Annotated in this window: 12 protein-coding genes; 3 read left to right on the top strand and 9 right to left on the bottom strand. The window is 36.8% G+C overall.

Translation table 11 applies throughout. The features are described 5' to 3' along the window. Nucleotides 1-658: 658 nt before the first annotated feature. From GFU89_RS15715 to GFU89_RS15725, 3 genes are all read right to left on the bottom strand, one after another. Nucleotides 659-1,777: an HlyD family secretion protein gene (locus GFU89_RS15715; protein WP_318848033.1), complete on the bottom strand. Its 1,119-nt coding sequence runs from the start codon at nucleotides 1,775-1,777 to the stop codon at nucleotides 659-661. A 22-nt stretch (nucleotides 1,778-1,799) separates the two neighbouring features. Next, nucleotides 1,800-3,110 (bottom strand): TolC family protein, encoded by a 1,311-nt coding sequence (locus GFU89_RS15720; RefSeq protein ID WP_318848034.1) that lies wholly within the window; start codon nucleotides 3,108-3,110, stop codon nucleotides 1,800-1,802. A gap of 89 nt (nucleotides 3,111-3,199) precedes the next feature. Continuing rightward, a complete protein-coding gene (locus GFU89_RS15725) occupies nucleotides 3,200-4,045 on the bottom strand; it encodes an AraC family transcriptional regulator (protein ID WP_318848035.1) in 846 nt (281 codons plus the stop codon). A gap of 74 nt (nucleotides 4,046-4,119) precedes the next feature. On the opposite strand from GFU89_RS15725, the gene GFU89_RS15730 reads away from it, so the two are divergent. After that, a complete protein-coding gene (locus GFU89_RS15730) occupies nucleotides 4,120-4,593 on the top strand; it encodes a DUF962 domain-containing protein (protein WP_318848036.1) in 474 nt (157 codons plus the stop codon). On the opposite strand, the gene GFU89_RS15735 is transcribed toward GFU89_RS15730, so the two are convergent. Next, a complete protein-coding gene (locus tag GFU89_RS15735) occupies nucleotides 4,590-5,657 on the bottom strand; it encodes a DUF2891 domain-containing protein (RefSeq protein WP_318848037.1) in 1,068 nt (355 codons plus the stop codon). The two genes, GFU89_RS15730 and GFU89_RS15735, sit on opposite strands and share 4 nt — an antisense overlap. Before the next feature lie 176 nt (nucleotides 5,658-5,833). On the opposite strand from GFU89_RS15735, the gene GFU89_RS15740 reads away from it, so the two are divergent. Continuing rightward, complete coding sequence (locus GFU89_RS15740; RefSeq protein WP_318848038.1) at nucleotides 5,834-6,727, top strand: DUF4349 domain-containing protein; 894 nt, start codon at nucleotides 5,834-5,836, stop codon at nucleotides 6,725-6,727. 194 nt (nucleotides 6,728-6,921) lie between these two features. Here GFU89_RS15740 and GFU89_RS15745 read toward each other — a convergent pair whose 3' ends face one another. From GFU89_RS15745 to dnaA, 5 genes are all read right to left on the bottom strand, one after another. After that, the gene (locus tag GFU89_RS15745) at nucleotides 6,922-8,724 is read right to left on the bottom strand and encodes a lytic polysaccharide monooxygenase (protein ID WP_318848039.1); all 1,803 of its coding nucleotides are present in this window, start codon (nucleotides 8,722-8,724) and stop codon (nucleotides 6,922-6,924) included. A gap of 447 nt (nucleotides 8,725-9,171) precedes the next feature. Continuing rightward, nucleotides 9,172-9,870: an SAM-dependent methyltransferase gene (locus tag GFU89_RS15750; protein ID WP_318848040.1), complete on the bottom strand. Its 699-nt coding sequence runs from the start codon at nucleotides 9,868-9,870 to the stop codon at nucleotides 9,172-9,174. A gap of 4 nt (nucleotides 9,871-9,874) precedes the next feature. Beyond that, complete coding sequence (locus GFU89_RS15755) at nucleotides 9,875-10,375, bottom strand: nuclear transport factor 2 family protein (protein WP_318848041.1); 501 nt, start codon at nucleotides 10,373-10,375, stop codon at nucleotides 9,875-9,877. 2 nt (nucleotides 10,376-10,377) lie between these two features. Continuing rightward, nucleotides 10,378-10,830 carry a low molecular weight protein-tyrosine-phosphatase gene (locus GFU89_RS15760; RefSeq protein WP_318848042.1) on the bottom strand — a complete coding sequence of 151 codons (453 nt, stop codon included), beginning with the start codon at nucleotides 10,828-10,830 and terminating at the stop codon, nucleotides 10,378-10,380. A 99-nt stretch (nucleotides 10,831-10,929) separates the two neighbouring features. Continuing rightward, nucleotides 10,930-12,384, bottom strand: coding sequence for a chromosomal replication initiator protein DnaA (gene dnaA, locus GFU89_RS15765; protein WP_318848043.1), 1,455 nt, complete (start codon nucleotides 12,382-12,384; stop codon nucleotides 10,930-10,932). Nucleotides 12,385-12,520: 136 nt separating this feature from the next. On the opposite strand from dnaA, the gene GFU89_RS15770 reads away from it, so the two are divergent. Then, on the top strand, nucleotides 12,521-12,931 hold the full coding sequence (locus GFU89_RS15770) for a thioesterase family protein (protein WP_318848310.1): 411 nt from the start codon (nucleotides 12,521-12,523) through the stop codon (nucleotides 12,929-12,931). The last annotated feature ends 74 nt before the right edge of the window (nucleotides 12,932-13,005 follow it).

Below are 13,005 nucleotides of genomic sequence, written 5' to 3' on the forward strand. Positions count from 1 at the left end.
ATCCAATGGATAAGTGCCAGTATCATACATAAAACAGATGTCAGAATATAAAACTGCTGCCAGTTGTAAGAAACAGCTACTTCAGCAGCATAATAAGTCGCTACCTGGTTCATCATCAAAACAAATGTATAGAACAGACCGTAAAACATTCCCCGGTTTCCGATCATCATCATCAGCGGAAGAAACAGTTCTATTGTGATCATCATTTTCATAAACCCGATAAGCAGAGAAGTAAATACAAACACCATTGGTTGTAGAGTCGTTGCATTCACAAAGTTCAGAAATGCAAGAATCACCAGTAAAGCCACCATTTTATCTCTTACTTTGAACCTCATTTTCATTCTGAGAACAATGGGCATACAAGCCCCCATTCCTATGGTGGTCGCATAATTAGCCCACATGAAGTATTCCGTCATGGCGCCGGTACCTCCTGCAAGATAGCTGATATTCCCAGTATACACTCCACCGATAGGCATTACCACTGCAAGCAGCAATACAATCAGCAGCAGCTGTACGGGTTTCGGTACCCAGTCACTATATAATCCTTTGTTGTACATGATTTTTTAGGTAATAGATGGTAGATATCAGATGGCAAACTTTCAGCATTCAACCTTGGTTTTCCCTACACATAATGTCTGGAATCTGATATCTTACATCTTTAGTCTTTATTAATATTCACATTCATATTCATTCCTGCGCTCAGTTTATCCAGATCTTCTTTTGTATTGGAAGCTGTAAATTCTATTCTTACAGGAATTCTCTGCTGTACTTTAATGAAGTTTCCGGTAGAATTATCTGTCGGCACATTTGAATATCTTGATCCGGTAGCGGCTGAAACGGCAGTCACTACTCCTTCAAATGTTTTACCTCCCAAAGCATCGGCTGTCATGGATATTTTCTCACCAATTTTAATATTGGGCATCTGGTTTTCCAAAAAGTTGGCTGTCACCCATTTCTGACCATTCAGAACAATAGTTGCCACTTGCTGGCCCGGCTGAATCAACTGGCCTTCAGAAATAGTTCTTCTTCCCATTACTCCGTCATAAGGTGCAGTAATCACTGTATATGATAGATTGATCTTAGCCATATCCAATGCTGATTTCGTTCTTTTGATTTCAGCATCATTGATTCCTAATTTGCTTTTCACTTCGGTAGTGGAAAGGTTAGCTGACTGTTTTTGGTTTACTAAAGCATCATAAGCTGCCTTTTGAGCATCATATTCTGTCTTTACCTGATCGTACTGCTGTCTTGTAACTGCTTCAGCAGATAAAAGATTTCTATATCTGTTTAAGTTCTGTTCTGCATTCCATAGTCTGGCTTTTGCTCCGGCAATATTAGACTGCATCACACTGATATTGTTTGAAACTGTATTCACAGAAGAACTTGTTGCTGTTCTTTGTGCCATCGCATTCTGATAGGCAGCTTCAGCCTGTCCCAATTGGGTAAGAATTTCACGGTCATCCAGAACAACCAGCGTATCTCCTTTTTTTACATGCTGATGTTCAATGAATTTAATTTCTTTGATATAAGCAGAAACTCTTGTATTAATAGGATTGATAAATTCTTCTACCTGCGCGGCTTCTGTATACGTTTTACTTCCAATATGGAAATAATTGCGTACCAGCCAGAATAATCCAAAGCCAATGACCAAGAAGACAATGATATTGGAAATAATAGCTCTGATTTTATTGGTTTTATTTTTCTTTTTTTTATTCTCTGCGCTTGGCGCAGCAGGAGCTGGTGTTGTATTTTGAGTGGTTTGTTCCTTGTTTTCCATTGTTGATTTTCAGTTTTAAAAATTAAAGTGTTCCTGTAGATTTCAAAAGGTTATAATACTGATACAAAACATTGATTTCAGCGTTGGCATAATCTAACTCCGACTGCAGTTTCTGGTTCTGGGCATCTATCATTTCGGCCTGTACTGCCAGCTGGTTCAGATATTTGGCTTCCGTAATCTTGTAATTTTCTTCAGCCAGTCTTTTGGAGTCATTCAGAATATCCGCCTGCTGGATGGCTTCCTGATATTTTGTATAGGCTGCATTCACTCCCATATCTACATTCTGCTGTACCAGGGTCATAGCATCATTTGCCTGGTTCTTTTGCATTACACCCAATTTTACTTTTTCTTTCGTTTTATACAACGTATCTATATTGTAACTCAAAGAAACTCCGGTCTGCCAGCCTCCGGAATACATATCCAAAACAGGATTTCTTGTCGTAATCGGTCTTTGTAGGGTATAGCCTCCAAATCCGGCTACAGTAGGTGCATTATCGGTTTTTATGATCTCAATGTTTTTATCTGCAACAACAATATTTTTTTGAGCAGATTTAAGCAATGGGTTTTTCTCATGAGCAAGGTCTGTATAGTAATCCATACCTATCCCCGATTCCTTATTCTCTAAGTTTTCTGTAGGAACAATTTCTGTATCCGAGGATAAACCTAAAGCAATATTCAAATTATAATTAAGGATTTTCTTATTGTTGGTAAGCGTCAGAATTCCCTGATCCAGGTTTTTGATGGCCAATTCTCCACGAATCACTTCGTTTCTGGTCACCATCCCTTGCTGATAGAACTTCTGAATATTTTTAAGACGTTCCTGCGCCAGCTTTTTGTTATTCTGAAATACCTCTTGCTGGTTCACCGTTTTATAGACGTCCAGATAATTGGAAATTACCAAAAACTTTACATCCTGCTTATTTTTCTCTAAATCCAGTTCAGAAAGCTGCTCACGAAGTCCTGCCATTTCAACAGACTTATTCACCAATCCTCCTTTGAAGATTAGTTGTGTGGCCTGTACAGCATATGAACTTCCGTAATGCGGCATCGGAACTTTTGTAGAATTTGAAAAATCTTTGTCGATGGCTACTGCATCCCCTAAATAGAACTGGCTTGTAGAAGCAGTAATAGTGGGCAGTTTTTGAAGTTTAACAACATTCGTGTTTTGCTTTGCAATATCAATATTCTGTGCAGACACTTTGAGCTGCTGATGGTTCTGAACAGCGAGTTCCGCCACCTCACCTGCGGTCATCTGCTTGATCTGTTGTGAAAAAAACAGCGCGGGAAAAGCGGCTATCAAAACTGATAGTGCTGTTTTTATTTTCTTTGTCATTTTACCTTGTTTTACAGATGCAAAGTTAGGACAACAACAAAATCAATCAAATGTTTGATTTTTGGAAAAAGATGTTCAAATGTAAGATTCTAGCTTTCGAACAGATGTCTGTACTGTGTAGGACTTACTTCCATATGTTTCTTAAAAAAATGAGAAAATGCGTATTGATCACTAAAACCAAGCATAGAAGAAATCTCTGAAACTGGTTTATTAGAAGAGTTTAGGAGTACTTTTGCTTCATTGATGACAATTAAAGCAATGATCTGACTCGCAGATTTACCTGTAATCGTCTTCACCACAGAAGACAGATGTCTGGTTGTAATCGACTGCCTTTCGGCATAGAACTCAACGGTTCTTTCAGTAAGGTGATGCTCTGCAAGATCAGTAAGAAACACAAATACAATCTCCTGCTGTCTGGACATCTGATTCATAGAACTGTTATCCTCCTTAGAAATGATTCCTGCCATCTGATAGCAGAAAACAGAGAAAAGATGTTCTACCATTTCTTTCTTGTACAACATTTCTGTTTCAGAGTCCAAAATATACTTCAGGAAATTGACACTTTTCCAGACTACTTCCATTTCATCTTCGGGAAAAGGAACGCCTTTATTCATCTGCTGCCTGAAATAACGATAGGTAATCAAACGGTTAAATTTCAATGATAAAGCAGAAATAAATTCTCTTTTATAAGAAACCATGCGGGACTGAAAATCATCGGTCACAGAAACCACTTCATAGATGGTTTGCGGATCCGTTACCATAAACATATTGGCGGAAACTTCCAGATCACTGAAGTGCTGGCGAAGTTTTATGGTTCCTGATTTAATAAAAATAAAAGCAGGATTATCAGGACGGAAAGGCTTATCGACAGCTATTCGCTCGAAAATATTACGTTCTGTAAAAATATCAACTCCGAACTTTTCTAAGGCAGACATAAGACAAATGTAAGCAATCTTGCCAGTGATTACAAAATTTTATTATTTTAGCATCAATCCAATTTCCTGTCAGTATGAGAAAGGTTGATCTATTATTTGCAGAATACAGTAAAAGCCACAGAAATGCTATCAACAAGTTTATTCACTGGATTTGTGTGCCTTTAATTTTCTGGACGATTCTGGGCTTTGCATCCCTGATTCCATCACCTCATTTCTGTGCTTCTTATTTCGGATGCATCAGTATCATCAGCTTTATTGTGATTTTTCTTATTACTTTATTTTATATAAGACTTTCTCTTTTGATCGCTATTATGATGGCGGTCATTATGCTTATTATGGAGCATTTTATTTATTTGGCCAATATCAGTTTTGGTAAACAATCATGGATCGTTTACCTTTCTGTATTCGTTATTACCTGGATTTTCCAGTTGATAGGTCATAAAATAGAGGGACAAAAGCCATCTTTTCTCAAAGATCTTCAGTTTCTTCTGATAGGGCCGATCTGGTTGTTAGGTTTTATTCTTAAAAAGACGGGAATCAGATATTAATCTTCCAGAGCATATACTGCAAAACTTGCCAGCCAGTGATCACCTCCGTAATTCCCTTGGAAAAGCAACGGTAAACCATTAGCAAGAAATACATCTGCCTTTTTTCTGAAGTCTTTTTTCAGTAGATGACCTGTAGGAAGAGCATTGGAAATACCTTTCATACACCATGCTTTTGAAAATGATAATCCCACAAGGTGAACGGTCTGATAATCGCTAAGATCACTTACCACAGGGATTTTTTCAACATTTTCCAGACTTCTTTTTTCGTAGAAAGCACTCAGCCACTGTACAAATTCTTTTTGAGGAAGAACTCTGCGCATCAGATCAGCAATTTCAAGACTTGGCGAAAAGAAATCTGACCCATCAGGCTCAAGATAAGCAGGTGTTTTCTGCTCTTTTAAGAAGAAGTATTTAGCCTTTTCCATCAGCTGGTTTTCAAACTCTTTATCTTTATTGGCTCTTGCCCAATCTATGGCAAAAGACATTGCAAATGCAGTATTGGGGTGAACTCCTGTTCTGTTTGGATAAGTTTGTTTTGGAAGATAGGTTTTCCAGGATTTAAGGATCTGATCGGTTAGCGGTTTCAGGTTTTCATGCCATATTTTAGCTTTCGGATGGTCCCAGTTGATCAATTCTTCGTCCAGTTTTAAGATCCATGCCCAGCCATAAGTTCTCTCAAAAGTTCCTGTCAGTTGATATTTTGTAAAATAATCAGCCTCTGTTTTCAATTTATCCTTCTGAAAAGATTCATCCAGAATTTTTTCAATCTCTTTGGCATTGGAGAGATTGGGTTTTGTTTTCAAAAGTCTTGTGAGCATCCAATGTCCATGAACAGAGCTGTGCCAGTCAAAACACCCATAAAAACTAGGGTGTAGATCTTTTGGAGTTAAAGGAACTTCGCCTGCATTATTGATGATATGCGCAGTTTTATTAGGATATTCCTGATTGATACAGTGAAGTGGCTTGTCGGATAATTTCATCGCCATTTCGTCTGTAAGTTTCGGGGCTTCCTGGGCGTACATCAGAAATGGAGAAAACACAAATGCTAAAAGACTTTTTTTCATGAATTAAAAATAGAAATAATTTACCAGTCACAGCAATTTTTAAGGTAGGTTTTACAGCTATTTCCTCTGCTTATTAAAACATTCTTTCGTATTTAAATTTTAATCAATCTTACAAACAATCATTTTTGAGCACACTTTTTGATCATATCCGTAAAAAACTAATTAACAATTAACCCATGAAAAAAATTATTTTCCTATTATCAGGTCTTATCCTGATCAATTGCAACAAATCTGGTGGTGAAAAACAAGAAGTGAAAGCCGACCTGATGGAAGTTATAACCGAAGACAAAACACCTTCTTCTGCTACAGCACCTTTACCTCCACCAGCTTTTGTTTCTGAAAAACTGTCTTCTGATGAGAACGGAACCAACAAAGATGTTTACACCCCAAAGAAAACTGATACGATCTCCAAAAAAATCATCAAAAACGGTGACATGAAGATCCAGGTGGGCGATATTAAAAAAGCTCAGCGCCAGGTGAATGATATCTTAAAGAAAAACAATGCTTATATTCAGAAAGAGGATTTTCAAAATACTGATATGGATGATAATCTTAACCTGATCATCAGGGTTCCTCATAAAAATTTTGATGCCCTTATCAGTTCATTTTCTGACGGAGTAGGGTCTGTTTTATCCAAAAATATTTCATCCAATGATGTCACTGAAGAATATACTGATGTATCAATAAAACTGGCCAATAAAAAAATCTATCTCGAAAAGTATCGGGACATGCTTAAAAGTGCTGCAACCACAAAAGATATGCTTGAAATTCAGGAAAAAATCCGCGAGCTTGAAGATGAAATTGATGTGGCAGAAGGCAGACTTCGTTTTATAGATGACCGCGTGAATTACAGTACCTTAAGTTTAAATTTATATAAAGAAAAAGTGAGAAGTTCGGCAACCTCAAAAATAGGTTTTGGAAGCCGGTTTGTAGATTCGGTAACGCAAGGCTGGAACAGTTTTGTAAGCTTTATGCTCGGAATAGTTTCTCTTTGGCCCTTCTTTTTAATCATTCCGTTTATTGTTTTCTTTTGGAAGAAATGGAAATCTGGCAAAAAAAATAAAAATTAATATCTAAAAACCCGGGCATCGAAGATGCCCGGGTTTTCACTGCATTATCAACAATTTATATTGTTTCCAGTATAGTTTTAAAAAACAAGAATAATGCAATAGCCTTGTTAAGAGCTGTTAAATATTTTTATAGTTTTCTAACAAAAAAAAGCCGCCTTATTACAAGACGGCACTATTAATTTTTTTGTACTTTTTTACTTTCTAATGGTTTTAGTAATAGTACTTCCATCCTTATTAAGGATTCTCACAAAATAGATTCCGGATTGAAGGCGGCTGATATTCACACTGCTTTTCCCAGGATTCATAAAAGTCATGATCTGAAGTCCGTGAGGCGTAATGATATCTACTCTACTTATTCTATCAACGTAGCTTTCCGGTACAAAATTCATCAGATGTTCAGATACGATCACTGAAAGATCGTTTTCTTTCTGAGTAAGACTGGATATTTTACAATTCTGACCTTCATTGCAATCACTTACAACTTTCCAGACAGAATTACTTCCCGGTGTATCTCCCGGATTTGCATACCATTTGTTTTCCCATATTTTACAGGCATGGAAAACTTTTGTTCCTGCGGCCGGATAAGTTTTCACCGAACTATATTCCTGTGCGCCACAATAGGTTACCGGACCACTTGATTCACAGCCAGGGCCTTCGGTGCATACACTTATTTCTTCCCATACCATATTTGTACCTGGCTGCTCCCCCGGATTTGCATACCATTTATTTTTCCATATTTTACATGAGTAGAAAACTTTCGTTCCAGCTGTAGGATATGCGTTGACTGCAATATATTGTTCTGTTCCACAATATGTTTGGCCATTTCCTGATGTAATTTTCTTGGTTCTGATTTTTAATTCATTACTTATGTCAGAGATCTGATCGTTCATTGCAACAGATCTTACAGTGTAACGATACTCTGTATCTTGTGTTAAGCCGGTTCGTAAGAAGCTTGTTTGCACGGTCTCTCCTATTTTGACTCCATTTTCAAAGACATGGTAATTTTTGATCCCCTGCGAATGAGTTGAAGCCATCCACATGAGTGAAACGGAATTTTCGGTAACGCCCATTGAGTGAAGATTTGATGGGGCTGAGGGTTTTTCAGGAGCCCCTTCACTGTTTGTTTTTACACTGAGTGATAAGCTTTTCCCTGAAGTAAGTCCTGAAGAGCCTTTCGCCTGTACTTCATACGTATACGTTGTATTGGCTGTTAAACCGGTATCTTCAAATACCGCTGCATTTACCTGCTGAATATTCTGTCCATTACGGAAAACAATGTAGGATACAGCATCTGACTGTGGAGCCCAGCCTATTTTAGCAGAAGAACTGGTTACTCCCAGCTGAGTTAATCCTGTAGGTGTTGCTGGTGGTGTAGATACGGATCCTGAGGTTACATTGACATCAATGACATTATAAAATGCATTGGTGGTATCTGCTACATCCCAGACTGCTAAAATAATATGATAGCCCGTACGGTTAGCAGGAACTGTTATCTGATGAGACACATTATCCTGTGGAGGTGTTCCATTATGCGCCACTGTACCAATGAGCTCCAGATCCTGACGGGAAAGAGGCTGATTGGGATTCCAGCCTTGTTTGGTCATGTAGTAATGCCATTTTGCCGTTGCATGGTAAGCCAGATATTTCCAGATGAAAGCATTTATCCCAGTGGAAATATTGGTTTTCTTCCATCGGTCAGCGGTTTGGATATCCAATGTAGTATCCCCGCCTATACTTCCATTAGCAGAAGCAATCTTTCCATCTGCCGGACCTAATGCAGGAAAACCTTTTGGTGCTTCCAGAGAGCCGGGTTCATTAATGATAGATCCATAAATTCCAAATGCTGCAGAATAGCCAATCGCAGCCTTATCCAGACTTCCCTGATATCCTCTTGAGGCAGGACTCATTACATATCCATGTGCAGATACATGAAGTAAAGAAGGCACCAGTATGGCCAGTATCAGCAATACCGGAAAAAAAATTTTACGTGTAATCATATTTTAATATTTTGGTGTTGATTTGGTTTGATCAATTTTATACAAAACTGAACTTTGAAATTATAACTTTCCTTATCATTAATGAAAAGCGAAAGATATTAGCTTAAATCTACGAAAACAGTTTAAATTATAAAATTTATAATGAATATTAAATAAAACAATACAAATTAATTAATATTATAAATTAATTTGCGAATTTAAAACCAATAACATGTTATAATTAAATATAAATTTAGAATATTTTACACAATAAAACCACAACAAATCCAATTATATTTATCACATATTGTTGAAATATTATTAAATTAAAGTCAAGATCGAGTAGTTTGAAGAGCAAAAAATTTAAAAGACATTATCAATTCCATGAGGAAAATTTCCGATAGTTATTCTGATTTTCAAACAAAAAAAAACTCCTATGCTTATATTGTAAAGCTATAGGAGTAAAGTTTATTTTCCAAGTACAAATACCGCAGGAATTTTATGAAGTTCCGGCTTCTGTTTCTGCCAGTCTTTTATAGATTTTGTTTTGATGAATTCATGTTCGGGGTCGTTGATATTAGCCGCAATACACAGCTTGGTATTGGGCGATAAAAACTTGCACAGATCTTCAAAAAGCTGATTGTTTCTGTATGGTGTTTCCATGAAAATCTGTGAATATCCGGTTTTCTGAACCAGCCCTTCAAGATTCATAATGTGTTTCTTTTTCTCTCCTTTATCAATCGGAAGATAGCCGTTGAAGGTGAATTCCTGTCCGTTGAATCCACTGGAAATCAAAGCAAGAATAATGGATGAAGGCCCTGAAATAGGAATTACTCTGATATTTTTATCATGACACCATTTAACAATCAGGTTTCCAGGGTCAGCAATACAAGGCAATCCAGCTTCTGACAACAATCCGAAGTCCTGCCCTTTCAGCATCAATTCCTGAGCTTCTTTGATGTCTGCATTTTCCGTGTATTTGTCTAATAAGAATAACTTCAGATCTGCCTGTTTTTTTTCCGGAGCAAAAAATTTAACAACCTTTCTCGCCGTTTTTTCATTTTCCACAAAGAAATAGTCTGTCTGCATGATATAATCTTTTAAAACAGGCGAAAAATGGGTAATAGAAGTGTTTTCTGATAAGTAAGCAGGGAGTAAAAAAAGCATTGTATTATTTTTTAGTTCTTTCGTTCAATGAGGGTTGCGTAAAGTATTTTGTAAGATCCATAGAAAAGGTAACGGAAGTAATCTTCCAGGTTCCGTTGATCTTCATCAATGTCCAGATCTCCTTTCCCCAGTTTTCCATTTTACCGTCATACCAAAAGCTGTAATCGAAATTGGCAGAAGCTATTGCTCCATCTTCCACGATCTTAATATTGTCAAATTTCTCTTCAGATTTATCATCTTTAAAACTTTTGATAAAAGCTTTATAGTCATCTGAAAAATAGTAGTCTGCCTTAGGATTTTTCTCAAGGCGTTTGGCCTGCGTTCTGTCTTTGTAAATTCCTGTCCAAAGTACAGGTTCCTGAAATAAAGAGAGGTATTTGGCTTCATCTCTGGTTTTAATACATTCCATAAAGTCATCCATTACTTTACGGATCTCCTTTTCATCTTTGGTTTGTGCAAAAGAGAAATTAAAGCTTATCAGGAGCAGTAACAGCAGTTTTTTCATGATTATGATTGGGGTATTTGGTTCTTAATAGCGTCACATCCTCTATCCAAAAGCTGAAAGACCTTTTCAAAATCACTCATATCACCCCAATAAGGATCCGGAACCTCAGCATTTTCATGATCTCCCAATACTTCCAAAAACAATGATACTTTCTGTCGCTCTTCTTCATTTCTTGTTTTGGAAACCACATCTTCAAATACATCAATATCCATGCAGTAGATCTTATCAAAGGTTTCAAAATCTTTTCTGGTAATGGGTCTTGATTTCTGTTTTGAGATATCAATATTATGATTCGCGGCAGTTTTAATGGCTCTTTTGTCGGGATGTTCTCCTTCATGCATTGAAATAGTTCCGGCTGAGTCTACTACAAAAGTTTCCGGCACTTTTGTTTTCATAATTCCTTCTGCCAGAGGACTTCTGCAAATATTTCCCAGACAAACCATTAATATTTTCATATTCTATCTATTTAAAAAGAGTCTTTTGTCTCAACAAAACTAAATAAAAAATGAAGAATAAAACTATCCTTCATTTCAATTTATTTCTGGTCAACAATATTATTGTTTGATTCTTTCTGCAAGGTCTTTTACGTACTTCTTGATTTCTTTATCAATTTTCGATACGTCTTTGATGGTATCACAAGCATACATTACTGTAGAGTGATCTTTACCTCCCATTTCCTCACCGATTTTACTAAATGTAGAATTGGTTAATTCTTTAGAAAAATACATAGCAAGCTGTCTTGGTAAAGCAATTTCTCTTTTTCTTGTTTTTGAGAGTAACTGTTCTTTTTTGATTCCGAAATAATCACATACAACTTCCTGGATGTAAGGAATATTGATGATTTTTTTCTGGTTAGCCGCAATTCTGTTGATGGTCTCTTTTAACAGTTCAAGACTCAGGTCTCTCTTATATACTGTAGAGTAAGCGATCACAGAGTTGATCACTCCGATAAGTTCTCTTACGTTGGTTTTCGTTTCCACAGCAAGGAAGTCAAGCATATCTCCCGGAAGAACAATTCCGTCTCTGCTTAGTTTATCTTCAATGATTTGTCTTCTTGTAGATAGATCCGGAGATTTGATTTCTGCAGAAAGTCCCCATTTGAAACGGGAAACAATTCTGTCCTGAATATCCATAATATCAGCAGGCGCTTTATCTGAAGTAAGGATGATCTGTTTTCCGTTTTGATGCAGGTGATCAAAAATATGGAAGAAACTATCCTGCGTAGCTGATTTTCCGGATAAGAACTGAATATCATCAATAATCAGTACGTCCACCATTTGGTAGAAATTCGCAAATTCAGTCTGTTTGTGTGCTTTGGCAGCAGAGATAAACTGCTGGATAAACTTTTCAGAAGACAGATAAAGGACTACTTTATCAGGGAACTGGTTTTTTACTTCAAGCCCTACCGCTTGTCCTAAGTGGGTTTTTCCAACTCCGTAACCTCCATATAAGAATAACGGGTTGAAGGCAGTTGCTCCAGGTCTTTTTGCAATGGATCTGGCTACAGTCGCTGCAAATTTATTGCTTTCCCCTTCTACATAACTATCAAAAGAATAGTCAGGCTTAAGGTTTGAATCTATATTTACTTTTCTTATTCCAGGTACTACAAAAGGGTTTACAATATTAGCAGAGAATCCCTGCGGCATTGTTTCCTGTGTTTTTGGAGTAGGAACACTTTGTCCCTTGATGTTCATGGTAACCGGTTTTTCTTCACCTTTTGGTCTGTTTTCCATCACAGAATACCATAATTTCACTCCTTTTCCAATATTTTTCTTCAGGGCAGCAGAAAGTAAGGACAGGTAATTGTCCTCTATATATTCCTTGTAAAAATCGCTCGGTACGATAAGCGTAAGGTTGTTTGCTACTAATGAAAGCGGCTGAACCTTATCGAATAACATATCGAAAGATTTTTCAAGTTTTTTCAGGTCAGAATTGTCTTCAGCTGCGTTCAGGTTATCACGCATAAACTGAAGGCATTTCTGCCATATCATCATTAAATTGTCATCCATTTTTTATGCCCCGATTATTCTTTGTTTGTACTGTGTTTAGAAGGAAGACAAAGGTCCAATTTTTTCTTTTCAAAAAAAAATATTGCAGGTATTGATTATTTAAAAATATATTTGTATGTATAATTTAACACCTAAAATGATACACACAACACACTCAATAAGAGTACGTTACGCAGAAACAGATCCAATGAAATATGTATACTATGGCAACTATGCAACGTACTTCGAAGTGGGGAGAGTTGAGCTCTTCAGAAGCATAGGAATTTCATACGATGAAATTGAAAACCAAGGAATTTGGCTTCCTGTTTCGGACTATAAAATTAAATATATCCGACCAGCTTTGTATGATCAAAAATTAGAAATTCATACTTATGTTAAAAAAATTCCGGGAGTAAGGATCGAATTTGAATATGAAATCTACAATGAAGAGCATGTTAAAATAACAGAAGCTTCCACTACTCTATTCTTTTTGGATGCAAAAACCAACAAGATTATCAAGTGCCCTGATTTTCTAATGGAAATGATTGAGAAGAATTGGAACGAGTAGTCAGGTGACAGGAATTAGGTGGCAGGTTGTAGGGATTAGAAGTTTTAAAGCTAAAGACCCAAGGTTTATGTAAC

The sequence above is a fragment of the Chryseobacterium sp. JV558 genome (assembly GCF_033712365.1).
In the GTDB taxonomy this organism is placed as follows: Bacteria; Bacteroidota; Bacteroidia; order Flavobacteriales; family Weeksellaceae; genus Chryseobacterium.

What these genes read in the sequence shown, in the direction of transcription:
- GFU89_RS15725 (WP_318848035.1), bottom strand. Translation starts at nt 4,045, where the DNA reads ATGTCTGCCTTAGAAAAGTTCGGAGTTGATATTTTTACAGAACGTAAT.
- GFU89_RS15730 (WP_318848036.1), top strand. Translation starts at nt 4,120, where the DNA reads ATGAGAAAGGTTGATCTATTATTTGCAGAATACAGTAAAAGCCACAGA.
- GFU89_RS15770 (WP_318848310.1), top strand. Translation starts at nt 12,521, where the DNA reads ATGATACACACAACACACTCAATAAGAGTACGTTACGCAGAAACAGAT.
- GFU89_RS15720 (WP_318848034.1), bottom strand. Translation starts at nt 3,110, where the DNA reads ATGACAAAGAAAATAAAAACAGCACTATCAGTTTTGATAGCCGCTTTT.
- GFU89_RS15755 (WP_318848041.1), bottom strand. Translation starts at nt 10,375, where the DNA reads ATGAAAAAACTGCTGTTACTGCTCCTGATAAGCTTTAATTTCTCTTTT.
- GFU89_RS15745 (WP_318848039.1), bottom strand. Translation starts at nt 8,724, where the DNA reads ATGATTACACGTAAAATTTTTTTTCCGGTATTGCTGATACTGGCCATA.
- GFU89_RS15715 (WP_318848033.1), bottom strand. Translation starts at nt 1,777, where the DNA reads ATGGAAAACAAGGAACAAACCACTCAAAATACAACACCAGCTCCTGCT.
- GFU89_RS15750 (WP_318848040.1), bottom strand. Translation starts at nt 9,870, where the DNA reads ATGCTTTTTTTACTCCCTGCTTACTTATCAGAAAACACTTCTATTACC.
- dnaA (WP_318848043.1), bottom strand. Translation starts at nt 12,384, where the DNA reads ATGGATGACAATTTAATGATGATATGGCAGAAATGCCTTCAGTTTATG.
- GFU89_RS15760 (WP_318848042.1), bottom strand. Translation starts at nt 10,830, where the DNA reads ATGAAAATATTAATGGTTTGTCTGGGAAATATTTGCAGAAGTCCTCTG.
- GFU89_RS15735 (WP_318848037.1), bottom strand. Translation starts at nt 5,657, where the DNA reads ATGAAAAAAAGTCTTTTAGCATTTGTGTTTTCTCCATTTCTGATGTAC.
- GFU89_RS15740 (WP_318848038.1), top strand. Translation starts at nt 5,834, where the DNA reads ATGAAAAAAATTATTTTCCTATTATCAGGTCTTATCCTGATCAATTGC.